This is a genomic window from Nonomuraea recticatena (assembly GCF_039533245.1).
GTDB classification, from domain to species: domain Bacteria; phylum Actinomycetota; class Actinomycetes; order Streptosporangiales; family Streptosporangiaceae; genus Nonomuraea; species Nonomuraea roseola.
On sequence record NZ_BAAATE010000028.1, the window covers coordinates 99,470 to 121,187 of the forward strand.

Below are 21,718 nucleotides of genomic sequence, written 5' to 3' on the forward strand. Positions count from 1 at the left end.
CTACCGGCCATGAGCGTGGTGACCGTAGGCGTGCACATCGTGGACATCCTCACCCGGCCCGTCGAGACGATCCCGGCGGGGCAGGACACGGTCCTGGTCGACCAGATCCGTCTCACGGCGGCGGGAGCGGCCGCGGGGACCGCCGTCGACCTGGTGAAGCTGGGCAACAAGGTGACGTCCATGGGCGCGATCGGCGACGACGAGCTCGGCGACTTCCTGTTGATGATCATGTCCAGGCACGGCGTGGACGTGTCGCTGCTGGCCCGCCGCACGGGCGAGCAGACCGCCGCCTCCATCCTGCCGATCAGGCCGGACGGCGGCAGGCCCAGCTTCCACGTGCCGGGCGCGAACCTGAGCGTGAGCCTGGCCGACCTCGACGTCGAGGTGCTGCGCGGCGCGAGGGCCGTCCACCTGGGCGGCATGGACGTCACCTTCGGCCTGGGCGAGCCCGCCTTCTTCGACGTCCTCGACTCCCTCAGGGAGCGCGGCACGATCGTCACCATGGACCTGCTGTCCGAGATGCCGGACCTGCTGGCCATGGCGAGGTCGTTCCTGCCGCACGTGGATCACGTGCTGCCCAACGCCGCGCAGGCGCTGGCCATGACGGGCGCGGACACCGTGGAGGAGGCCGCGGCCGCGCTCCTGGCCGACGGCGTCTCGGGGGTGCTGGTCACGCTCGGCGAGGAGGGCAGCCTCGTGGTCACCGCCGAGGGCTCGACCCGCGTCCCCGCACTGGAGGTGGAGGTCAACGACACCACCGGCTGCGGCGACGCCTACTGCGCGGGCTTCCTCACCGGGCTGCTGCGCGGACACGACGTCGTCACCGCCGCCCGGTGGGGCACCGCGGCCGCGGCCCGCGTGGCCACCGGGCTCGGCTCGGACGCAGGCGATCTGGAAGGGATCTTCGATGAAGGACGCTGAGCTGCGCGAGCGCGCGCGGCAGGTCATCCCCGGCGGCATGTACGGTCACCTCAACGCCGCCATCTTCGCCCCCGGCTACCCCCAGTTCTTCGCCAGGGGCGAGGGCTGCAGGCAGTGGGACGTGGACGGCCGCGAGTACATCGACTTCATGTGCTCGTGGGGCCCCGTCGTGCTCGGCCACCGCCACCCCGTGGTCGAGGAGGCCGCCGCCCGCCAGCTCGCCGAGGGCGACTGCCTCAACGGTCCTGGCCCGGTCATGGTGGAGCTGGCCGAGCTGCTCGTGGACACGATCCCGAGCGCCGACTGGGCGATGTTCTCCAAGAACGGCACCGACGCCACCACCCAGGCGCTCATGGTGGCGCGCGCCGCGACCGGCCGTACGAAGGTGCTCATGGCCCACGGCGCCTACCACGGCGCCGATCCCTGGTGCACGCCCTCGACCGCGGGCACCACCCCCAACGAGCGCGCCGACCTCGTCGAGTTCGCCTACAACTCCCTGGAGTCCCTGGAGGCCGCCGCCGCCACCGTCGAGGGCGACGTGGCCGCGATCATCGTCACCCCCTTCAAGCACGACTCCTTCGAGGACCAGGAGCTCGTCGAGCCCGCCTTCGCGCGCGGCGCCCGCGCCCTCGCCGACCGCCTCGGCGCCGCGCTCGTCATCGACGACGTGCGCGCCGGCTTCCGCATCGACCTGCGTGGCTCATGGGAGCAGTACGGCGTGCGCCCCGACCTGACTGCGTGGTCGAAGGCCATGGCCAACGGCTACCCCATCGCCGCGGTCACCGGCGTCGACGCGCTTCGCGGCCCCGCCCAGACGCTCTACTCCACCGGATCGTTCTGGTTCAGCGCGGTCGCGATGGCCGCCGCGAAGGCGACCATCGAGACGCTGCGCGACACCGACGGCATCGCGACGATGTTCCGCTCGGGAACCAGGCTGCGCGAGGGCCTGTACGCCCAGGCCAAGGCGCACGGTTTCACGGTCAACCAGACGGGCCCCGTGACCATCCCCTGGCTGAGCTTCGACGGCGATGCCGACCTGTCGACCGCGATGTACTGGAGCGACGCCTGCCTGAGGAACGGCGTCTACATCCACCCCTGGCACAACTGGTTCCTGTCGGCCGCCCACACCGAGGACGACGTCGCTCGCGCCCTCGAAGGCACCGACAGGGCCTTCGCCGAGACACGGGCGCACCTGGGGTCCTAGGCGTCGGCGATCTTCGACGACTCCGACGCCGCCCAGGTGAAGATGCCCTTGGACATCAGCGACATCTCGCCGGCCGCGCGCGTGCCGAAGACCTCGGCCCGCACGCGGTGCACCCCGGCGTCGCCGGGCGCGGCCAGCGCGGCCATCTCGGCCAGGTGGCCCGCCAGGCGCTCGTCGCCCTCGCCCAGCGCCTTCAGCGCCGCGTCGGCCAGCACGGCGGGGCCTCCGGCCAGCTCGGCCACCGCCCTGGCGAGCACGGCGTCGGGCGCCGGCTTGAGGCGAGCGGGGTTGCCGTCGTACCAGCCGCCGTACAGCCGCCAGATGTTGCGCACGACGAACTCGGGCTCGTCGTAGCGGGCCCGCAGATACGGCCGGTCGGCGTAGCGGTCGAGCGGCCTGACGGTGTGCACGATCTCGTCCAGGCGGGCGCCCGCGTTGAGCAGGTCCAGCGTCTGGGTGACCAGATGCTCCAGCCACTCGGCGGTCTCCAGCAGCGCCTGCCTGACGCGGTCGGCGCCGAAGACGGGCGCCCCGTGGCTGGGCAGCATGATCTCGGCGTCCAGCGAGGCCATCCTGCGAAGCGCGTACACCCACTCGCGGGGATAGCGCTGCACCTTCTGCGGGTTGCCGCAGTTGGGCGTCACCCAGATGAACAGGTCGCCGGGAAGCAGCAGCCGGTGCTCGGGGACGTGGCCCACCGTCGCGTCGTCTGTCTCGCCCTTGGCGTGGAACAGCTCGAAGGTCAGGCCGCCCCTGCGCACGGTGAGGGAGTCGCGGTAGGTCACGTCGGGGTAGCGGTAGTCGCTCGGCCAGCGCAGGTTCGGCGCCTGGAACTGGCGCTGGTTGATGACCGCGTTGTATCCGTTGGTGAGGATGTAGCGGTCGAAGCGGGCGCCCACCGCCTCGTGGGCGTAGACCGTGGCCCTGCGGCCCTCCTGCTCGAAGGGGCCGAGGCCGTACACATGGTCGAAGTGGCCGTGGGAGAAGAAGGCCGTCGTCAGCGGCGCGCCGCTCCACGCGCGGACGTCCTGGTGCATCCGGGCGGCGGAGAATCCGCTGCTGGTGTCGAAGAGCACGAGCTCGCCCTCGGTCTCGAAGGCGATCACGTTGCCGAACCCGGGCCACCAGCCGAGACCGTCGGCGATCTGCTGGACGCCCTTGCCGTCCATGCCGTTGTCGACGATGCTGTCAGCCTCTTCGCCACGCCAGACGCGGTCCGCGTACTCCTCAATCATGGAATCAGCCTCACAGCAGAAGAAGGTTCTGGGCAAGGGTCACGGTGTGACATCTCAAGGTCACAGCTGCGTCTCGAGGTCTTGACCCAGGTCGGGAGCCCTCCGTACCTTCAGGCAAACGTTTAGGAAACTTTCCTAATTGATCCCTTCATGAGGAGAGCCCCCCATGACCCACCCGGGAGAGATCACCAGGCGTCAGCTGCTGCGCCGGATCGGCATGACCGCTCTCGTCGCCGGCCCCGGCGCGGGCCTCCTCAGTGCCTGCGCCACCGGCGGCGGTCCTGAGCCCGTGGCCTCGGCCAGCGCCGGCGCGTCGGCCTCCGGCCTCGTCTCGGCCGCCAACCCGCTCGGCGTCGACGCCAAGAAGCCGCTCGAGGTGGTCATCTTCAGCGGCGGCCTCGGCGACGCCTACGCCACGGGCGTCCACCAGCCGCTCTACACCAAGGCCCACGCGGGCGTGCAGATCAAGCACGTCGGCACCCAGAACATCGGCACCCAGCTCCGCCCCCGCTTCCTCAGCGGCGACGTGCCCGACGTCGTCAACAACTCCGGCCCCGAGGCGCTCGACCTGGCCGCCCTGGCCGCCGAGGGCCACCTCGCCGACCTCACCCCGCTGTGGGACGCCCCCTCCGTCGACGACCCCGGCAAGAAGGTCCGCGACACCGTCACCCCCGCCGCCCTCGAGAACGCCAAGCTCAACGGCCAGGACCTGGTCCTCAACTACATCGTGTCGCACCGCGCCCTCTGGTACGACTCGAAGTTCTTCGCCGACAAGGGCTGGACCCTCCCGACCACCTGGGAGGAGTTCAAGGCCCTCGGCGAGACCGCGAAGAAGGAGGGCATCGTCCTGTTCGCCTTCCCCGGCCAGAAGGGCCCGTACTACCAGCTCTGGAACATGCTCTACTCCGCCGCGAAGATCGGCGGCAACCAGGTCATCATCGACATCGACAACCTCGTCGACAACGCCTGGAAGTCCGAGGCGGTCAAGGCCTCCGTGACCGCGTGGCTCGAGGTCCAGACCGCCTTCGGCGACAAGTCCTACCTCGGCCTCGACCACACCCAGACCCAGATCAAGCACCTGCAGCACAAGGTGCTGTTCTACCCCTGCGGCTCCTGGCTCGAGAACGAGATGGTCAAGGACAAGCCCAAGGACTTCGAGTACGCCATCGCGCCCATCCCCAGCATCACCGCCGCCGACAAGATGCCCTACGGAGCCATCCAGGTCGGCGTCGGCGAGAACTTCGTCGTCGCCGCCAAGGGCAAGAACCCCCAGGGCGGCCTGGAGTACATGCGCCTCATGCTCTCCAAGGAGGGCGCGAAGGGCTTCACGGAGAAGACCAAGAACCTCACCGTGGTCAACGGCGCCGCCGAGGGCCTCGACCTGACCCCCGGCCTGGTCAGCGCCGCCAAGGCGCAGGACGCCGCCGGTCAGAACATCATCACCGACGCGCGCTTCGAGGGCTGGTACAAGGAGCTGTTCGACTACGCCTGGCAGCAGCAGAACACGCTGATGGCCGGCCGCCTGACCGTCGAGGAGTACCTGGACAAGGTCCAGAAGAAGGCCGACGACATCAAGGCCGACTCCTCGATCGCGAAGCAGACGAGGAACGCCTAAACACGATGGAGCGACCGGTGAGCATGGAGCGGTTGCGCAAGTACGGGTTCGTCGCCGGGTTCCTCGTCGTCCCGCTGACCCTCTATCTGGTCTTCGTCATCAGCCCCTACATCCAGGCGTTCCAACTGGCGCTGACGAGCTGGAACGGATACCAGAGGAACCCGACCTACGTCGGCCTGGCCAACTTCGGCAAGCTCTTCGGTGACGAGGTCTTCTGGCAGGCGATACGCAACCACGCGGTGATCCTGCTCGTGCTGCCGCTCCTGACCATCGCGCTGGCGCTGTTCTTCGCCTTCCTGCTCAACCTGGGCGGCGGGTCGCGCGGCTCGGGCATGAGGGGCGTTTGGGGGTCCACCTTCTACAAGGTGGTCTTCTTCGCCCCCCAGGTGCTCGCCGTCGCCGTCGTCAGCGTGCTGTGGAAGGCCATCTACCGGCCGGACGAGAGCGGTGTCATCAACGGCGCGCTGATCAAGATGGGTTTCGACCCCGTCGGCTGGCTCACCGAGCCCAGCCTCGCGCTGTGGTCGCTGCTGGCCGTGATGATCTGGCAGGCGGTCGGCTTCTACGTGGTGCTGTTCTCCGCGGGCATGGCCGCCATCCCCAAGGACTACTTCGAGGCCGCCGCGCTCGACGGCGCGGGGCGCTTCAGGCTGTTCTTCTCCATCACACTGCCGCTGCTGCGCGACACGATCCAGGTCGGCTGGGTCTACCTCGGCATCGCGGCCTTCGACTGCTTCGCGCTGGTCCAGGTGCTGTCGGTGACCGCGGGCGGCCCCGACGGCGCCACCACCGTGCTGCCCGTCGAGATCTACAAGACCGCCTTCTCCTACAACAAGGTCGGTTACGCCTCGGCGATGGGCGTCGCCCTGTTCTTCCTGACCATCACCTTCGCGGTGCTGACCCTGCGCGTCTCCAGGCGCGAGAAGATCGAGCTCTGACATGCGGAACAAGCCCAAGCCCAATGTCTTCAGCGGCCTTTCGCACCTCGCGCTCGTCATCTGGGCCCTGCTGATCATCCTGCCGCTGGTCTGGACGTTCCTGGCCGCCTTCAAGAACAACACCGAGATCTTCGGCGACGCGCTCCAGCTGCCGGCCGAGCTGCGCTGGGACAACTGGGCGCGCGCGTGGGACAAGGCGAACGTCGGCACCTACATGATCAACACGGTGGTCGTCGTCCTCTTCGGGACGGCGGGCACCATGCTGTTCGGCTCCATGGCCGCCTACGTCCTGGCCCGCTACACCTTCCCCGGCCAGCGCCTGATCTACCTGCTGTTCGTGGCGGGGATGGCCTTCCCCGTCTTCCTGGCCATCGGCCCGCTGTTCTTCATCGTCAAGCAGTTCGGGCTGCTCGACTCGCACGTCGGCCTGGTCATCGTCTACATCGCCTACTCGCTGCCGTTCACCGTCTTCTTCCTCGCGGCGTTCTTCCGCACGCTGCCCGAGGCGGTCGCCGAGGCGGCGAAGATCGACGGCGCCTCCCACACCCGGACGTTCTTCCAGGTCATGCTGCCGATGGCCAAGCCGGGCCTCATCAGCATCACGATCTTCAACGTGCTGGGGCAGTGGAACCAGTACCTGCTGCCGCTGGCGCTGGTGCCGGGCGACAAGGAGAAGTGGGTCATCACGCAGGGCATCGCCGACATCTCCACGATCGCCGGCTACGAGGCCGACTGGCCCGCCCTTTTCGCCGCGCTCAACCTGGCGATCATCCCGGTGCTGGTCATCTACATCATCTTCCAGCGCCAGATCCAGTCGGGGCTCGGAGCCGGCGCCCTGAAGTAACGTGGGCCTCATGAGCGAATGGAAGCAGGAAGGCGAGGAGATCCGGCGCACCGTCACCGCGCCGGACTTCCCCACGGCCATCCGTATCGTCGACGAGATCGCGGTCAAGGCGGAGGAGCTCAACCACCATCCGGACATCGACATCCGATGGCGCACCCTGCACCTCACCCTGACCACCCACGACGCGGGCGGCCTCACCGACCTCGACCACCAACTGGCGGCCATCATCGATGACATCGCCCGTAAACACGGCGCGTGAACATCTGATTACTCACTAGAGTGGGCGGCCTGTCGCCACCTCTGGGGAGTTCCCTGATGCGCCTGCCTGCCATGCTGTTCGCCCTCCTGGTCGCCGCGCCGGCAGCCGCGGCCTGCGCTTCGAGCGTCGCCGTCAGCCCCACGCCGAACGGCGTGCGGATCTCGGGAGGCGGCCAGTTCGCCACCACGGGCGCCGTCATCGTCTACGACCGTGCGCTGGCGCCCGACGGCGCGCAGGCCAGCGCCACGGTCGAGTCGGTCGCGGGCCAGACCCGCTCGTCCCTGGTCGCCGAGGGGCTGCTGCCCAACAGGACGTACGGCGTGCACCTGCACGTCAACCCCTGCGGAGCCAAGCCGGACGACGCCGGGCCCCACTACCAGCACGCCCACTCCCACGCCGACGCCAGCAACGAGGTCTGGCTCGACCTGAAGACCGACACGGTGGGCGCGGGCACCTCCTCGGCCCGCCACGGCTGGACACTCAACCGCGACCGCCTGCCCCGCTCGCTGGTCATCCACGCCGAGCCCACCGCTCCCGACGGCACGGCTGGCTCGCGCATCGCCTGCCTCACCCTGCAGTAGGCCCTGACGACGCGGAAGGCCCCGCCGCGCTCGCGACGGGACCTCCCGCGGTGTGGCACGCCGGTGTGGCCTGCCGGTGTGGGTCAGTGGCCGGCGGGGACACTGCCGAAGCGCCCCGACTGGTAGTCCTCGAAGGCCTGGACCAGCTCGGCCTTGGTGTTCATCACGAAGGGCCCGTAGTGCGCCACCGGCTCGCCGATCTGTCGGCGCCGGTGATGACGCGCACCAGCGCGCCGCCGTCGTCGCTGCTGAGCAGGACGACGTTGGTGCCCCCGATGTCCTGGTACTTCGGGGCCACCATCTTGTCCTTGCCCGGCAGGTTGACCCACAGCTGGATGCCGTGGAACAGGCCGCCCTACTGGACCAGCCACTCGGGCGGCGCCTCCTTGTGCAGGATGCCGCTGCCGGCCGTCATCCACTGGGTGTCGCCGTCGGCGATCGTGCCGCCGCCGCCGTGGGAGTCGGTGTGGTCCATGACGCCGTCGATCATGTAGGTGACGGTCTCGAAGCCGCCCCGGGGTGCCGGGGAGTACCCCGGATGAAACCAATTGAGGGGCCAAAAAATCAGCTAGAGTCCCCCCGTGATCAGACCAGGGGTGGTGACCGGCATGGACATCCATGCTGGGATCTATGGGCGTCAGTCCGTGGGGCGCGCCAACAAGTCCGAGGTCAGCACGGTCACGCAGCGCGCTGCGGGTGTGGCCGAGGCGAAGCGGCGCGGGGCCGTCAGCATCACCGAGTACGAGGACCTCGGCTTATCGGCGTTCACGGGCGACGGCCGCCCGGACTTCGACCGGCTGCTCAAGGACTGCCACGGGGGCCGGATCAACCTGATCACCGTCTACTACATCAGTCGACTGTCCCGGATGGATCCGCTGGACGCCATCCCCATCGTCACGGAGCTGCTCAACCTCGGCGTGACGATCGTCAGCCTCACCGAGGGCGAGTTCCGCAAGGGCAACCTGATGGATCTGATCCATCTAATTCTGCGGCTCGACGCAGCCCACAGCGAGAGCAAGAACAAGAGCGACGCGGTGCGGGGCGCAAAAAGGACAGCCCGTGAACTCGGTGGCTACGTGGGCGGCAAGCCGCCGTACGGCTTTCACATGGTCCCCGCGACGCGTACGACGCCCGACGGCAGGCCCGTCGTGATCCATGTCTTGGAGCCCGATCCGGACGAGGTGCCGGTGATCCGGGACATGTGGGCACGGATCAAGGAGCACAAAGACATGCCGTACCGGCCGGGAGGGGGACGCCGACACCCGGGCTCCCTCACGGGCGTCTGTGCCCAGATGACCGCCGACGGCGTACCGACCAAGGGCCAGCGAGTCGGCAAGAAGACGAAGGACAGCGTCTGGGATCCGAAGACGGCCATGCGCATCCTCCGCGACCCGCGCATCGCGGGCTACGCGGCGACCCCGGTGTACAAGCGCCGAGAGGACGGCAAGCTGACGAGCACCATCGAGAGCTACCGCATCGAGCGCGACCCCGAAACCATGAAGCCGGTCCAGGCGTACGCGCCGATCATCCCGCCGGACGACTGGCACGAATTGCAGAAGTGGCTAGACGGCAGGGGTCAGGGCAAGGGCCTAGCGCGTGGCCACGCTGTCCTCTCCGCCATGGACGTCCTCTTCTGCGATTGCGGGGCAGTGATGACGTCGCACCGCGCCACCACTCCCAACAAGGCCGCCTACCGCTGCCGCCGCCGCAAAGCACTGCCGGGTCAACACGAGGGCGAGTGCACCATCAGCATGCAGACGCTGGACGTGTACGTTGCGCGGCGCATCTTCGCCGTCATCCAGACGGCCGAGGACGACCCCGGGACGGCGGTCATCCTCGCCGAGGCCGCTCGGCGGCACGCGGTCCAGACGGAACAGCCGGAGATCGTGGGTGAGCGCCGCAGTCTCGTCGCCGAACGCGCCGATGCCAAACACACACTGGAGGAACTGTACGACCGGGAGGAGGCTGGCGACTACGACGACCCCGTCGGACGCCGCCGGTTCCGCGAGCGCAGGCAACGACTCCTTGGGCGCATGGATAGGGCAGAAGCCCGTCTTGTCGAGTTGGAGGAGGCTGTAACGCCCACGCTCCCGATCCACCTGTGGCTGCCCGTGGGTGCTGGGGACGTCGATCCGGTAGGCGAGGGTTCGTGGTGGGAGGCGGCTACGACCCAGGAGCGCCGGGATTTCGTCAAGTTGTTCGTGCGCAGGGTCACAGTCAGCAAGGCGTCCGGTGCGGGAAGGTCGACGCCCGTTGAGAAGCGAGCGACGGTCGAGTTCGTACGACCGGAACAGACCGAGGGCGACGGCGCAGAGGCCGACGAATCGCGGCAGAGGGAGGTGATCGCGGTAGGGGTCTGCCGCGCAGCTGAACCGAGATGAGTGAGGGAATGAGTACGAGAAAGAAGCCGAAAGAGCCCCGGCCGACGTAGGCTGTCCCGTCACGGCCCACAGCGTCGGCAAGATCGCAGGCCGCCGCCTCATGTCACCCCAGGGAGACGACCTCGGCGACATCGACGCCATAGGCATCAACCTTGGTCGGAGGATGATCTTCATCGTGGAAGCCAAGGACTTCGAGATGGCCCGGAACCCCTCTGAACTGGCCAACGAAGCCGATGCGCTATTGCGAGGAGACAAAAGCGCCGCCTTCAAGATCGCAAGGCTCCAGTCAACAGCAAAAGGCCAGTTCAGGGCCCCACGGGGAAGATCCCCGCAGGTCACCGACCCGGCCAATCACCAGGAGATCAAGAAGGCGGCAGCAAGCGCGGAACGAGCCCTGCCCTGTCCGGGCTCGTCCGCATGTAGCTTCGGCGAGCCCTACAGTCCGCCCTCATACATCCCGTGCACGGCCGGGATCGTGCCCAACCGTCCTTTCTGGAAGTCCTCGAACGCCTGCTGAAGCTCTTCCCTGGTGTTCATGACGAACGGGCCGTAGTGAGCCATCGGCTCGCGGATCGGCTGCCCGCCGAGAAGGACGACCTCCAGGTCCGGCGTATGGGAGTCCTGCTTCTCGTCCGCGCGGAAGGCCAGCGAACCGCCGGTCCCGAAGACCGCAGTCTGGCCCAGATGGATCGGACGGCGCTCGGCACCAACCGAGCCCTTGCCAGCCAGCACGTACGCCAGCCCGTTGAAGTCCTCCCGCCACGGCAGCGTCACCTCCGCACCCGGCGCCACCGTCGCGTGGATCATCGTGATCGGCGTGTGCGTGACACCGGGACCGGCATGCCCGTCCAGCTCACCGGCGATCACGCGCAGCAGCGCGCCGCCGTCGGGCGTGGTCAACAGCTGGACGTTGCCGCCGCGGATGTCCTGGTAGCGCGGCGCCATCATCTTGTCCTTCGCCGGGAGGTTCACCCACAGCTGGAGCCCGTGGAAGAGACCGCCGGACACGACCAGCGATTCCGGCGGAGCCTCAATGTGCAGCAGGCCCGAGCCCGCCGTCATCCACTGGGTGTCGCCGTTGGTGATCGTGCCGCCACCACCGTTGGAGTCCTGGTGGTCGAAGATCCCGTCGATGATGTACGTGACGGTCTCGAAGCCGCGGTGCGGGTGCCACGGGGTCCCTTTCGGCTCCCCAGGCTGGTACTCCACCTCACCCATCTGGTCCATCATGATGAACGGGTCGTGATACTGGGAAAAGATCTTGATCTGAGAACACATGGGAACACATCAGAGCAGGTCGAGGGGCATGTCTGATTTGGGTGATGTGTCCGTATCGGTCGTCATGTGTTGTCCCGATCGTGCCTATCGATGAGTCATCGATGAGCCCGGCCGCACCTATTGATGAGTGCGCCGACGAGCTGGTGACGCGCGGGGGCCACCCTGGACGCGCAGCAAGCCCTGAGGTTGTCACCTGTGGCCAAGGTCACACGATCCTGGCAGAATCCCCCAAAGGCCCACATTCGTTAGGTTGAGCAACAGTCGGGTAGACGGGCGCGAGAACCGGCCGGATCGGGCAAATCGGAGTTCTGGTCCTGTCCGCAATCCGCAGACTGGTTGCATTAATCAGCGCTAGTGGCTGACCCATTTAAGGGAGATTTAAGCGTCCGAAAAGACGGCACCAACAGCGTGTTCCGCTAAGGTATCGGCATGCCTGTCGCGCAGGACAAGGAGGTCATGTGATCGACGGCACACAAAGATCATTACGCTTGCGGAGCACACAGCGACAAGGGATTCTTAGAGCGACGGATTCCCTGCAAAGGATTCGAACACATGATCGGTACGGCGATGACTTCCCTCGACGATCGCATTAGAGACCTGGTTGAACAGGGCAAGCAACGAGCAGAAATTATTTCAATTCTAGGCATCGGTAAATCATCTCTATATCGACGCCTAAATAAGCTCGGACTAACTCGCGAACAACTTTCGCATGCTGCTGCAATTCCATGGCGAGTCCGCGAGCCGCATCTTATGACCACAGAAGCGCAATACTTGCGCCTATTGAGCCAATCGGCCCAAGGCCATAATGCAACCACGCCAGCCGAGCGAAATTCCGCATTCGCATGGGCTCGTTCACTCATTGAAGACGACATGGATATTACCTATGACGATCAATGGCGTGAAATCCCCGCAGACAAAAACAATTGGCACATCAAGCGTGTCTATGATGCTGCCGTCCAAGGCCGCAAGCGCTCGGGTTCTACCCAGCCTTAGCGTTAACACTCGAACATGTGATCGACATCACATGTTTCGAGGTTGTGGGACCTACTAAGGAAGATCCATACTTGAGGGCATGAGCACCACGAAGCCCCTACGGGACTGGACATCCCGGTCAAGTCCTGCGGTAAGGTCGCCGCACGCACGGGGCGGGCGAGCGTATGCCCTCCGTGACCCGGCGGGCGCTTCGTTGCCTTTAGAGCTGGGGGTGAAAAGGCGCGTGCAGTGAATCGGTGACACCAGCTCGGGGAGAGTGAGGGGTGATCATCGAGTCACCGGTCCTTTTGACCGAAATCTATGGATGTGGGCGGATTGTACTCAATGGAGACAATGTGACCGTCTATGAGATTACAAGCACACACGGCACGCTCACCCAGGTCACCTATCGATCGCTCTGGGGCTACATCGTCTGCTCCGGATCGGTAAATAGGCGTCTGAGGGCGTGGAAACGCCTTGAAATCATCCCCGACCATCAGCGGCGCACGGTGAGCGCCGTCTACTGGAGGGATGCTGTTGGAGCCCCAAATCAAGCACAGGAGCGTGAGTCAACTTAATTCATACTCCGCGTGCGGTCTCTGCTACCTGTTGAAGCGTGTGCTGCGACTCCCGCAGAGCCCTGCGGCCTGGAGCATTCAGGGGACGGCGGTACACGCAGCCATCGAGACCTTTGAACGATCGAGACGCACCGCGGATGACGAAACCGTGTTGAACCGCTATCGAGAGGTTTGGACAGAAAAGGTTGAAGCCGCCCTTGAAGCAGAGGGCGACCTTGATGCCTGGATGAAGTCGGGCAACAAGCGGCCCGAGAAGGATCTAGAAGATCGGTTCGCCCGAGGTCTAGATCAGGTCCGTTCGTACCTGTTGTGGGTTCAGACCGATCCCCTTACGGTCTGGACCCTCCCCGACAGCGGCGAACCGGCCGTCGAGGTCAAGTTCCGGGAACCCTTCGGGGGCGTTGAGGTTCTCGGGTTCATTGACCTCATCATGCAAGACCCCCGGACGGGGGATCTCCTCGTCCGGGACATCAAGACCGGTTCGAAGAAGCCGGTAGGTGGCTTCCAGTTGGCCACCTACCGGTGGGCGGTCAACGACCGATACGGCGTTGATTGCCAATGGGGCGACTTCTGGATGGGTAAGGACGGCAAGCCGTCAGCACCCGAATACCTCGGAAGGTTCACCCGGCAACAGGTGAACACCTGGTATCAGATGATGGACGAAGCCGAATCGGCTGAGATCTACATCCCCAACCCTGGCGATCACTGCCGTACCTGTGATGTCGCCCGACACTGTCCCCAAGTTGGAGGTACACCGCCACCTGGTGTTCCCATGCTCGGGACCTACTAAAGAAGATCGAAACAGGAGGATCGTTTTGAAGATCGAAATCCGGATTCCCGGCAGCGGTGACTACTCGTACGCGTCCATTTGGACGACGGAGGGTTCCCCTGGCGACAACGTCAGGGAGCTGCGCGACGTCGATGACAACCTGCTTTCCCTGGTGGGTCGCGTCCTTCAGAGGGGTTGCGCGATGGTCGCTCTCGGCCAGGAGCTTGGGGCAACGCCCATCACCCAGGAGCAGGCGCAGCCCGCACAGGCCGCGTGGAACGGAAACTACGAAGCACAGGCCGCGCCCGCGCCCTACCAGGCCCCGGCCGCCCCGTACCAGGCACCCCCGGCCGATGCTGCCTACGGATATGGGGGCCAGCATCAGCAGCCCGCCTACCAGCAGCAGCAGCAGTATCAGGCGCCCGCCCCGCAGGGTCCGCCCCCCGGCATGAACGCCCCGATCTGTGCCCGTCACCAGAGGCCGGCCGATGTGAAGCCGGGCGGCGTTTCGCAGAGGACCGGCAAGCCGTACGCGGCGTTCTGGAAGTGCGCCATGAACGACAACGACTGCACGAAGGCCAGCAACTTCCCCAAGGTCTAGGAGGCGTTAAGGCGTGTGGGTTCTCCAACGGGCCAGAGAGCTAGATAGCGACGCTGGCACGCCAGTACCCACAGTCTTCGAACGCCTTTGGCTCGAAGGAGTCGAATTCCGGTTCGGGCAGCTACACCTCGTGGCAGCCGCACCGGGCGTCGGGAAAAGCGTCTTCGCCCTCACCCTCGCTCTGAGGGCGAAGATACCCACCTTGTACTTCTCCATGGACAGCGATGCGACAACGCAGTATGCGCGTGCCGCCGCCATGGTGACAGGCGAGAAGCTGGCGACGATCAATGACGCCATTGCCCGTAAGGACGTTGGACGATACGACAACGCCCTGAACGAGGCAAGGCACATTCGATTCGTATTCGATTCCGCGCCGTCTCTCGATGAGGTGAACTCTCACGTCATGTCGTTCGGATGGGCTTTCGGCCAGTGGCCGGGCATCATCATCGTCGACAACGTGTCGAACATCTACAGCGAGCAACCCGGCTTCCAGGGGCTCGAAGAAGTGATGGACTGGCTCCACCAGTTGTCGCGCAAGACGGGGGCGATGGTGCTCGGACTGCACCACGTCGTCGGAGAGTATGAATCGGGCGATCTAGTTGTTCCCCTGTCGGGTCTTCGGGGCAAAATCTCGAAACTTCCCGTGCTGATTGCCACGCTCAACAGGTATTGGGGTAGCGGCACCTCCATGAACGTGGCCATCGTGAAGAACCGTGCGGGCCAGGCCGCCGCCGATGGATCTTTCTCGATCCCTATCGGTGCCGACCTGTCGCGGATGTGGCTGGAAACTCAGATCCCCCGAGTGTGACGAGGCTCACAGATATCCAGCTATGCACTTGCGGGTGGGACCTACTAAAGTGATCACCACGCAGGAAACGCACCTTGATAACTCAACAGAGGACAGCCGGAAAGCCCCCAGAACCTTGGGGGGCAAATGAACGGTAGACGAAACAAAGCACTGGGTTACACCTATGAGGTAGCCACAAGGGACTATCTGTCCCCAGCGTTCCCCAAGGTGAAACGGAACGGCTCCATGTATGGAGCTAATGACCGTGGCGACTTGGGTGGAGTGCCCGGGTGGACGCTTCAGTGCAAAAACACGCAGCAAGACCGCTGGCTCGAATGGTTCACGAAAACCGAACAGCAAGCGGCGAACAACAAGACGCGTTGGTGGGCCGTCATCCGCAAAATGCGTGGCAAAGCGGTGGAACTTTCCCTCTTTGTCATGACCCTGGAACAGGGTCGGGAACTGATGGCCCATCTACGCGAACTTGAGAAGCAAATCAAAAAGCTGAAGGCACAAGTCAAGGAGCTGGAACATGATCATTCCGGGGAAGCTGCGCCACCGCGTGTACGGCCTTCTGCTTGAGAGTAACGACCCGATGCCTATCACGGTCGGCTCACTCGAACTCGACAACGACGAGTGGGTTTACACGGCATACGACGAAGCCGGTGACGGCGTGATCGTCGGTGTGGGTTCGGTCATCGGTGCCATCTTCGGGGCCGAGAAGAAGGACGAGGAGAACGCCTGATGTACCTGAACGCGATCAGCGACGAGGATTGGGCGAACGTCGTCGGCATCCACGTAAAGCCCCAGGGCGGATCGGCAGTCGTTAAGGGTTCCGTCACCTTCAACCCTGGCGCAGACCTCGTGAAGGCGCAGGACGCAGAGACCGGCCTGTGGATTCTCTTCGACTCCTACGACATCTCCCTTCTGGTTCTCGACCTCGATGACCTGGCGGAGTCGGATGCTTCGAATTCCGGTACGGCCGGTTCTTGAGGCGCTAGCCCAAGAGCCGGGACACATCCCGGACGCAGGAGATAAATGGATGGCCTGCCGGTGCCCTTTCCACGGGGATCGGCAGGCGTCCGCCTCCATCTGCGAAACCGGATTCAACTGTCACGCCTGCGGAATCCGCGGTGACGCCATTTCGCTAATCATGACGATTGAGGGGACCGACTATGCCGGTGCCGTCCAAAGAGCGGCGGACATTCTTGGAGTCAGCGAGGAAAACCTACCAGGAGGCGCTGACAGAGGACGCGTTCGCCGTCGACTACTTGACGACGACTCGGGGCCTGTCGTGGGACAGCGTGACCTATTTTCGTCTCGGCGTCGTCGGCGACCCGTTGCCGGGTCATGAGGCGTATAAGGGAATGCTCGCAATCCCCTACATCGCCCCCAACGGGGACACGCTTTCGATTCGATTCCGCAACCTGAGGGACAACGGACCGAAGTACCTGACGCTGCCAGGCGACAAGCCAAGGCCGTACAACACGGCGGCGATTGAGCGCTACACGTCAGCCATGTGGATCACCGAAGGGGAAATCGACTCGATCACCCTTCACGAAGTCGGCGTACCGGCCATCGGGATACCAGGCGCGAACACGTGGCGGAACGATTGGGCTCTGATCTTCAAGCCGTACCAGGAAGTTTTGATCCCCGTCGACGGAGACGATGCGGGCCACAAGTTCGGGCGGGGAATCGCCGAACAGTTGGAGAACGCCCGCGTGATCGACATGGGCACGTACATCGACGACAACGGCGAGGAACGCTCTCACGACGTTAATTCATTCTTCGTGATGCATGGACAGGAAGCCCTATTGCGAAAGGTGGGGGCATGAAGACAACCAGTGAGGATCTATACGACCAGGGTTATCGGGACGGCTACCGCCGTAGGGCGACGCAAAGCACAGACTTTGACTACCTGGACGGCTATGCGGACGGCTGCGAGCAAGCGGACGAGGACACAGCCACATGGGCTGTCGTCTATGTGGAGTGGTGATGTACGGAGACGACCACATCGAGCGCCCTGCCCACTACACCTCTCACCCCTCCGGGATCGAATGCATTCAGGTAGCGGAGCATTTCGGGTTCAACCTTGGAAACGTGTTCAAGTACGTGTGGAGGGCCGGCCTGAAGACGGAAGACCCACTAGAGGACCTGCGAAAGGCCAAGTGGTACATCGAACGGGAGATTGGACGACATGAAGCAAGCAACGGATGAGACCGATTACGAGTACACGTGGGAACTCCCTCTGGAGTTCACGGAGGCCCTTTTCAAGCTGATGGGCTGGACGTACGCCTTCCCGGAAGAGAAGACGGTACGGACGCCTGAAGGCCACGAAATCGAGGCCATGGCCACGAAGATGCTCGCGCAGCTTCACGTGGTCGACCGACCTCAGACGTACATGACGCTTGGCCGTCTCCTGGTCTACAAGGACCCCGAGTTTGAAGACTCGTACGAGGTGTATCTCCACCTCGGTTACGCGACCCGCCCAATCCCGGAGGGGGAGCGTTGAGGAAGGTTCTTTTCTACTCGGACGTACAGATCCCGTACCACAACCCGCTACAGGTGCGGGCACTCCACCACTTCATCAAGGAATGGCAGCCAGATGAGATCATCATCATTGGTGACTTCATGGACTATCCGGAACCTTCGTCATGGAGCAAGGGCACTCGACTGGAGTTCCAAACGAATGTCCTTGCTGATTCGGAGACTGGAAAGCGAGTCCTCGCCGACATCCGCCGAGTCCACGAACGAGACATCTCCTTCATCGAAGGAAACCACGACCTTCGGCCGCGTGCTTACCTTTCCCGGTACGCCCCCGCACTTTCTGAATCCAAAGCCTTCCACGTGGGAACCCTCCTGGACTTCGACGGGTTCGGAATCGTAGAGCAGCCTGCGTTCTACAGCTTCGCCCCCGGATGGGTCGCCACCCACGGACACCTAGGGTTCACCCTCTCCGACATCGCAGGCCGTACGGCGGGCCTGGCCGCCCTCAAGACGAACTCAAACCTGGTCATGGGGCACACCCACAGGCTCGGCATCAGCGGGGAGACGCGCGGTTACGACGGCAGGGGCACCACGTACACCGGTTTCGAGGTCGGACACATGATGGACGTCCGCCCCGGCAAAACACCCGCCTACCTGAAGAACGGTATGGCCAATTGGCAGAGCGGGTTTGGCGCCGCATACGTAGACGGCAAACACGTTCAACTCATCCCCGTCCCCATGAAGAACGACGGCTCGTTCATCTTCGAAGGGAGTTGGTACACGAGCCGAAAGGAGACCTATGTTTGAGACTGACGAGGCGATCAAGCGGGCACTCGCCATCGCTGACGACGCTGCCCGCGTCGCCGCACGAAACTACGTCGGGATTGACGCTGACGACATCAGCGGCCACATCGTCGAAAAGATTCTGAAGAACGAGGCCCGCTACGACCTTCACGCCGACAACGAACGCTGGTTGTGGGCCGTGATGTACGCCGAAGGCATCGCATACTGCAACAAGCAGGTACGCGACTTCATGTACTACTCCGATGAGCACTACTACACGCCGGCCGAAGTGCGGGACCTTCTCGAAAGGGCGTACAGGGCCGATTTCGACGTCACTCAGGAGTTCTTTCACTCCGAAGACGCGTCAATCTCGTTCATCGACCTGTTCAAGGCGTTCAGCAAGCTCAACTATCGCGACAGGGACCTGATCGCGAGGAAGTACGCGGGGGATCGCCTCGAAGACTCGGAGCGCAGGGCGTTCTACCGGGCTTCGGAGCACCTGGCGGCGATCCTGAACGGCACCATCGCGGGCAACAGCCGCGCTCGTGTCGAGCACCAGGGTCCAGGGGCGCGGAAGGTCCTCACGAACGCTGCAGCCATCCATGGGACGCGAGCCATGGAGGGCGTATGAGCAAGCACGAGGACCCCCCGAGCGGCTGCGTGATGCTGACCGGCTGCCTGCTTCTCACGGTTATCGGAGCGACTGTGTTTGGAGGATTGATCTCTGTTGTCTGGTACATCACCCACTGGTGAGGAGCGGCCAGAGCCGCCCATGTTCTGCATCGTCTGTATGCGGTTCCAAGCCAACGAGGACCACTACGTGTGGAGGGATGACCGATGGGTCTGCCACACGGCACCGGAGCCGGAGGCCGTACAGCCTCCCGTGGAACAGGTAGCGAACAAGCCGGTGCCCGCGAAGCGGGGCCGTCCCCCTAGGAAGGCGAAGCCGTGACCGGATACACCCGCGTAGCGATGGACCTCGTTGAGGAGATCAGGCTTATGAAGGTGCCAGAGGATCGCTGGGTTCTGCCGGTGGTCGAGATCCCTAGCAACCTCTTCAAGGAGTGGGAGAAAGCACAGGAGGCGGCGCGGCTAGTGGCTGACCGCGTTCAGCGCTACTGCGAGGAGACGGGCCAGCTCGCGGAGGGCGCAGAGTTCCCGAACGAATCCGCGGTGAACACCTCCGCGCCCGCCAGCTCGCTGCCGACTGCGGACGAGGCCGCCGTCGCGACCTACGTGCCTGCTCTGCTTGAGCGCCTGCGGCCTGGCCTTGAGGAGTGGCTAAGGCATCGCCTCGCGGACATGCGGACGAGGGGACAGACGGGGGTGGTCACTGTCCGCGCCGACGACGACACCCACGACCTCGAATCCAACTGGACCTCGATCGGCCTACAGCTTCAGCTTGGAGATCGGGTGATCGCCCTTGTCTGACAAGGTGCGCGTCGTGATCGAAGTCGACTCAGACACCGGCGGCCTGGTGGTCTTCCGAAGCGGGGACGGGACACACACACTGCCGGTGGAACTCCTGGAGGCGAGTAGGGCCGCCCAGAGGCGGGTACGAGAGGCTGACGACGCCATCGCGGCCTACGTCAAGAAGACGGGTCAGCCGCCCCCCGCCTGGGTCTAGACGGGCCTACGGGCCATTCTGGGGCCATGGACGCCTATAAGGGACTCCAGGTGACAGCAGAGCCTTAGGTAACCCTTACCGGGGCATACAGCTTGACACGCGGATGATCTATGGCCCCTAATGGATGGGCGGCACCAATCGGGAGGGCGGGAAAATGCTTGGCATCATGTTCATGACGACCATGTACGTCCTCCTGGTGACCCTTGGACTACATGCAGAGGAGTGGGCGGGCAAGTTTGTCCACTGGCTTCATAGATAGATAGCCCCTAATCCGGCCCTGACCTCCGTGCGACAGAGGTCAGGGCCTTTTTATGCCCTGGAGGCGATATGAACGAGGTTGAAATCCCGCTAGAGAGCATCCAAAGCGTTCGATACACCCAGTACGGCGACAGCGGCCCGTATCTGCCCTCGATGGTGATCTCTCTCAACCCCTCGATGGCGGGCCATCTCTACGCGTTCAAGAGCGACGAGTGGGTCAGCAGGAAAGACGTTCAAAACACGCACTTTGCGCGAACCAAGCTCCTGGAGGACCTGAAGCGGCGGGCGATGAAGCTGCGCGAGCGCGCCGGTAACGCTGGCGCGAAGTGCCGGTACCCGGACGCGTTCAGGGACCAGGCCCGCGCCGAAGTGGTCGAGGAGATCGCCAAGATGCTGTCCAAGGGCGGTATCGATGTTGATGCTCTCTGACAGCGAAACGGTTGTCGACATGATCGGCAACACATACGGAGTCGGTGACTACGTCTTCTATGCCAGGCGTAGCGGCAACACAGGCGAACTCGGCTACGGCATCGTCACAAAGGTCGATGCGACGTGGCGGGAAAAGATGGACGGCGGCTACTGGAGTCACGTGGTGACCCTTAGGCCACTCGCCTACTCGGACGGCTACGTCCCGGCAGGGAAGCCGACGAAGCCGAACGTCGATCGAATCGTTCTGGCTCCCACGCCGCGCGACGGACGCCGAATCAACCTTTAGGAGAGCCCCCATGCGTGGAGTAGTAAGCACCGAAGCCAAGGCCGTCCTAGAGCGCGTCGAAGACGGTTCGGCTGTCATCCGGGTCGAAACGACCTATCGCGCAGACGAAAAGTCGTCCAGCACCAACACGGCTTGGCTCGACGAAGAGGCCGCTTCTCAACTGTTCATGACGCTCATGCTCTCTCTGAAGCAGTTCTGGTACGGGGACAGGGACCCTCTGGCCGAACTGCTCGCGAAGCACTTGAAGTAGAACACCGAAAGGGAATCCGCGGGGATACCGATGTCCAAATCATCGATGCACGGCAGATTTCAAGAGGTCAACACGCACACCCGGAGGGGACTTCTCCATGGATACGCGGTTGCCGTCCTCCGAAACGAAGACCTCCGCGAGAAGGCGCAAACGCCAGATGAGGCCCGCTACTACGCGGGCATCTGTGACGGCCTCCGGATGGCCATGATGCTCGTCCTGCGGGACGAGTGGGGCGCTCTACGGAGCGAGGATGATCTCTTCCAGGAGATCGGCCGGGTCATAGCGCAGGCCCGAGAGCGTAGGCGCTAGCAGCACGAAACCCTCGCCTTGGCGGGGGTTTCTGTGTTTCCGAGATCAACAGGTACAGTCCTTGCGGGGCTCCGTCGCGACCATCAATCCCTTTGGGACTGATCCAAATGGTTACGGCGGGGCCTCCCTTCGTGATCACTCGCCGGAGTCGCCGGCTGGCCTCTCCGTGACGAACGTGCCGCTACCCGAGTACGCCTCAACGAGGCCCGCTTGCTTGAGTTCCCTCAAGACTGACCTCTTTTCATCCTCGGGCGACTTCGTAGTTCTGCAGAACGGCGATGGCCTTGCACAGGTGCCCAGTCTTGAGGGGGCAGCAGCGGAGCTTC

At 64.3% G+C, this 21,718-nt stretch carries 33 protein-coding genes and 2 pseudogenes; 29 read left to right on the forward strand and 6 right to left on the reverse strand.

Annotated features, from left to right (window positions below):
• Positions 1–9 precede the first annotated feature (9 nt).
• Positions 10–921: a carbohydrate kinase family protein gene (locus ABFX50_RS37735; RefSeq protein ID WP_183656793.1), complete on the forward strand. Its 912-nt coding sequence runs from the start codon at positions 10–12 to the stop codon at positions 919–921.
• Positions 908–2,125 carry an aminotransferase class III-fold pyridoxal phosphate-dependent enzyme gene (locus tag ABFX50_RS37740; RefSeq protein ID WP_183656796.1) on the forward strand — a complete coding sequence of 406 codons (1,218 nt, stop codon included), beginning with the start codon at positions 908–910 and terminating at the stop codon, positions 2,123–2,125. The genes ABFX50_RS37735 and ABFX50_RS37740 overlap by 14 nt, the downstream gene beginning before the upstream one ends.
• Here the strand turns inward: ABFX50_RS37740 and ABFX50_RS37745 are convergent.
• Positions 2,122–3,360 (reverse strand): alkyl sulfatase dimerization domain-containing protein, encoded by a 1,239-nt coding sequence (locus ABFX50_RS37745; protein WP_346153379.1) that lies wholly within the window; start codon positions 3,358–3,360, stop codon positions 2,122–2,124. The two genes, ABFX50_RS37740 and ABFX50_RS37745, sit on opposite strands and share 4 nt — an antisense overlap.
• Positions 3,361–3,526: 166 nt before the next feature.
• Between ABFX50_RS37745 and ngcE the strand changes: the two genes are divergently transcribed.
• The 5 genes from ngcE to ABFX50_RS37770 are packed head-to-tail and all read left to right on the forward strand — an operon-like array spanning position 3,527 to position 7,597.
• Positions 3,527–4,975, forward strand: a complete 1,449-nt coding sequence (gene ngcE / locus ABFX50_RS37750; RefSeq protein ID WP_346153381.1) for an N-acetylglucosamine/diacetylchitobiose ABC transporter substrate-binding protein — start codon at positions 3,527–3,529, stop codon at positions 4,973–4,975.
• A gap of 5 nt (positions 4,976–4,980) precedes the next feature.
• Positions 4,981–5,913: a carbohydrate ABC transporter permease gene (locus ABFX50_RS37755; RefSeq protein ID WP_346153383.1), complete on the forward strand. Its 933-nt coding sequence runs from the start codon at positions 4,981–4,983 to the stop codon at positions 5,911–5,913.
• A gap of 1 nt (position 5,914) precedes the next feature.
• Complete coding sequence (locus ABFX50_RS37760; protein WP_346153385.1) at positions 5,915–6,757, forward strand: carbohydrate ABC transporter permease; 843 nt, start codon at positions 5,915–5,917, stop codon at positions 6,755–6,757.
• 10 nt (positions 6,758–6,767) lie between these two features.
• Entirely contained in the window at positions 6,768–7,016 is a 249-nt protein-coding gene (locus tag ABFX50_RS37765) for a 4a-hydroxytetrahydrobiopterin dehydratase (protein ID WP_183656810.1), read from the forward strand.
• 56 nt (positions 7,017–7,072) lie between these two features.
• Positions 7,073–7,597, forward strand: coding sequence for a superoxide dismutase family protein (locus ABFX50_RS37770; RefSeq protein WP_346153387.1), 525 nt, complete (start codon positions 7,073–7,075; stop codon positions 7,595–7,597).
• A gap of 83 nt (positions 7,598–7,680) precedes the next feature.
• Here ABFX50_RS37770 and ABFX50_RS37775 read toward each other — a convergent pair whose 3' ends face one another.
• From ABFX50_RS37775 to ABFX50_RS37785, 3 genes are read right to left on the reverse strand one after another with little or no spacing between them, the layout of a single operon-like run.
• A complete protein-coding gene (locus ABFX50_RS37775) occupies positions 7,681–7,785 on the reverse strand; it encodes a pirin-like C-terminal cupin domain-containing protein (protein ID WP_346153389.1) in 105 nt (34 codons plus the stop codon).
• Complete coding sequence (locus ABFX50_RS37780; protein ID WP_346153391.1) at positions 7,761–7,898, reverse strand: hypothetical protein; 138 nt, start codon at positions 7,896–7,898, stop codon at positions 7,761–7,763. The genes ABFX50_RS37775 and ABFX50_RS37780 overlap by 25 nt, the downstream gene beginning before the upstream one ends.
• Before the next feature lie 54 nt (positions 7,899–7,952).
• Positions 7,953–8,087 (reverse strand): pirin family protein, encoded by a 135-nt coding sequence (locus ABFX50_RS37785; protein ID WP_346153393.1) that lies wholly within the window; start codon positions 8,085–8,087, stop codon positions 7,953–7,955.
• A gap of 91 nt (positions 8,088–8,178) precedes the next feature.
• On the opposite strand from ABFX50_RS37785, the gene ABFX50_RS37790 reads away from it, so the two are divergent.
• Positions 8,179–9,978 (forward strand): recombinase family protein, encoded by a 1,800-nt coding sequence (locus ABFX50_RS37790; RefSeq protein WP_346153395.1) that lies wholly within the window; start codon positions 8,179–8,181, stop codon positions 9,976–9,978.
• A 435-nt stretch (positions 9,979–10,413) separates the two neighbouring features.
• Here the strand turns inward: ABFX50_RS37790 and ABFX50_RS37795 are convergent, their stop codons facing one another.
• Positions 10,414–11,196 (reverse strand): pirin family protein, encoded by a 783-nt coding sequence (locus tag ABFX50_RS37795; protein WP_379505459.1) that lies wholly within the window; start codon positions 11,194–11,196, stop codon positions 10,414–10,416.
• A gap of 612 nt (positions 11,197–11,808) precedes the next feature.
• On the opposite strand from ABFX50_RS37795, the gene ABFX50_RS37800 reads away from it, so the two are divergent.
• The 21 genes and pseudogenes from ABFX50_RS37800 to ABFX50_RS37895 all read left to right on the forward strand — a co-directional run bounded on the left by ABFX50_RS37800 (position 11,809) and on the right by ABFX50_RS37895 (position 21,392).
• Positions 11,809–12,249: a helix-turn-helix domain-containing protein gene (locus ABFX50_RS37800; RefSeq protein WP_346153399.1), complete on the forward strand. Its 441-nt coding sequence runs from the start codon at positions 11,809–11,811 to the stop codon at positions 12,247–12,249.
• Positions 12,250–12,759: 510 nt separating this feature from the next.
• Positions 12,760–13,596 (forward strand): RecB family exonuclease, encoded by an 837-nt coding sequence (locus ABFX50_RS37805; RefSeq protein WP_346153401.1) that lies wholly within the window; start codon positions 12,760–12,762, stop codon positions 13,594–13,596.
• 25 nt (positions 13,597–13,621) lie between these two features.
• The gene (locus ABFX50_RS37810; RefSeq protein WP_346153403.1) at positions 13,622–14,176 is read left to right on the forward strand and encodes a hypothetical protein; all 555 of its coding nucleotides are present in this window, start codon (positions 13,622–13,624) and stop codon (positions 14,174–14,176) included.
• Between the two features lie 13 nt (positions 14,177–14,189).
• Positions 14,190–14,984 carry a DnaB-like helicase C-terminal domain-containing protein gene (locus ABFX50_RS37815; RefSeq protein WP_346153404.1) on the forward strand — a complete coding sequence of 265 codons (795 nt, stop codon included), beginning with the start codon at positions 14,190–14,192 and terminating at the stop codon, positions 14,982–14,984.
• Positions 14,985–15,191: 207 nt separating this feature from the next.
• Entirely contained in the window at positions 15,192–15,545 is a 354-nt protein-coding gene (locus tag ABFX50_RS37820; RefSeq protein ID WP_346153406.1) for a hypothetical protein, read from the forward strand.
• The gene (locus ABFX50_RS37825) at positions 15,496–15,708 is read left to right on the forward strand and encodes a hypothetical protein (RefSeq protein ID WP_346153408.1); all 213 of its coding nucleotides are present in this window, start codon (positions 15,496–15,498) and stop codon (positions 15,706–15,708) included. Before ABFX50_RS37820 ends, ABFX50_RS37825 begins: the two co-directional genes overlap by 50 nt.
• Positions 15,708–15,956 (forward strand): hypothetical protein, encoded by a 249-nt coding sequence (locus ABFX50_RS37830; RefSeq protein WP_346153410.1) that lies wholly within the window; start codon positions 15,708–15,710, stop codon positions 15,954–15,956. Before ABFX50_RS37825 ends, ABFX50_RS37830 begins: the two co-directional genes overlap by 1 nt.
• Before the next feature lie 49 nt (positions 15,957–16,005).
• Positions 16,006–16,122 (forward strand): annotated as a pseudogene (locus ABFX50_RS51520) (CHC2 zinc finger domain-containing protein); the annotation flags it as partial.
• 16 nt (positions 16,123–16,138) lie between these two features.
• The gene (locus ABFX50_RS37835; RefSeq protein WP_346153412.1) at positions 16,139–16,798 is read left to right on the forward strand and encodes a toprim domain-containing protein; all 660 of its coding nucleotides are present in this window, start codon (positions 16,139–16,141) and stop codon (positions 16,796–16,798) included.
• Positions 16,795–16,959 (forward strand): hypothetical protein, encoded by a 165-nt coding sequence (locus tag ABFX50_RS37840; RefSeq protein ID WP_346153414.1) that lies wholly within the window; start codon positions 16,795–16,797, stop codon positions 16,957–16,959. The genes ABFX50_RS37835 and ABFX50_RS37840 overlap by 4 nt, the downstream gene beginning before the upstream one ends.
• Entirely contained in the window at positions 16,959–17,180 is a 222-nt protein-coding gene (locus tag ABFX50_RS37845) for a DUF3310 domain-containing protein (protein WP_346153416.1), read from the forward strand. Before ABFX50_RS37840 ends, ABFX50_RS37845 begins: the two co-directional genes overlap by 1 nt.
• Positions 17,161–17,475, forward strand: a complete 315-nt coding sequence (locus ABFX50_RS37850) for a hypothetical protein (RefSeq protein ID WP_346153418.1) — start codon at positions 17,161–17,163, stop codon at positions 17,473–17,475. The genes ABFX50_RS37845 and ABFX50_RS37850 overlap by 20 nt, the downstream gene beginning before the upstream one ends.
• A complete protein-coding gene (locus tag ABFX50_RS37855) occupies positions 17,472–18,257 on the forward strand; it encodes a metallophosphoesterase (RefSeq protein WP_346153420.1) in 786 nt (261 codons plus the stop codon). The genes ABFX50_RS37850 and ABFX50_RS37855 overlap by 4 nt, the downstream gene beginning before the upstream one ends.
• Positions 18,250–18,864 (forward strand): hypothetical protein, encoded by a 615-nt coding sequence (locus ABFX50_RS37860; protein WP_346153422.1) that lies wholly within the window; start codon positions 18,250–18,252, stop codon positions 18,862–18,864. Before ABFX50_RS37855 ends, ABFX50_RS37860 begins: the two co-directional genes overlap by 8 nt.
• Positions 18,861–18,986 (forward strand): hypothetical protein, encoded by a 126-nt coding sequence (locus tag ABFX50_RS37865; protein ID WP_346153424.1) that lies wholly within the window; start codon positions 18,861–18,863, stop codon positions 18,984–18,986. The genes ABFX50_RS37860 and ABFX50_RS37865 overlap by 4 nt, the downstream gene beginning before the upstream one ends.
• Before the next feature lie 195 nt (positions 18,987–19,181).
• Entirely contained in the window at positions 19,182–19,664 is a 483-nt protein-coding gene (locus ABFX50_RS37870) for a hypothetical protein (protein WP_346153426.1), read from the forward strand.
• A 13-nt stretch (positions 19,665–19,677) separates the two neighbouring features.
• On the forward strand, positions 19,678–19,860 hold the full coding sequence (locus tag ABFX50_RS37875) for a hypothetical protein (RefSeq protein WP_346153428.1): 183 nt from the start codon (positions 19,678–19,680) through the stop codon (positions 19,858–19,860).
• 327 nt (positions 19,861–20,187) lie between these two features.
• On the forward strand, positions 20,188–20,547 hold the full coding sequence (locus tag ABFX50_RS37880) for a hypothetical protein (RefSeq protein WP_346153429.1): 360 nt from the start codon (positions 20,188–20,190) through the stop codon (positions 20,545–20,547).
• Positions 20,531–20,833 (forward strand): hypothetical protein, encoded by a 303-nt coding sequence (locus ABFX50_RS37885; protein WP_346153431.1) that lies wholly within the window; start codon positions 20,531–20,533, stop codon positions 20,831–20,833. Before ABFX50_RS37880 ends, ABFX50_RS37885 begins: the two co-directional genes overlap by 17 nt.
• 10 nt (positions 20,834–20,843) lie before the next feature.
• Positions 20,844–21,083 (forward strand): hypothetical protein, encoded by a 240-nt coding sequence (locus ABFX50_RS37890; RefSeq protein WP_346153433.1) that lies wholly within the window; start codon positions 20,844–20,846, stop codon positions 21,081–21,083.
• Between the two features lie 30 nt (positions 21,084–21,113).
• Positions 21,114–21,392: a hypothetical protein gene (locus ABFX50_RS37895; protein WP_346153435.1), complete on the forward strand. Its 279-nt coding sequence runs from the start codon at positions 21,114–21,116 to the stop codon at positions 21,390–21,392.
• 135 nt (positions 21,393–21,527) lie between these two features.
• Here ABFX50_RS37895 and ABFX50_RS37900 read toward each other — a convergent pair.
• Positions 21,528–21,718 (reverse strand): annotated as a pseudogene (locus ABFX50_RS37900) (hypothetical protein); the annotation flags it as partial.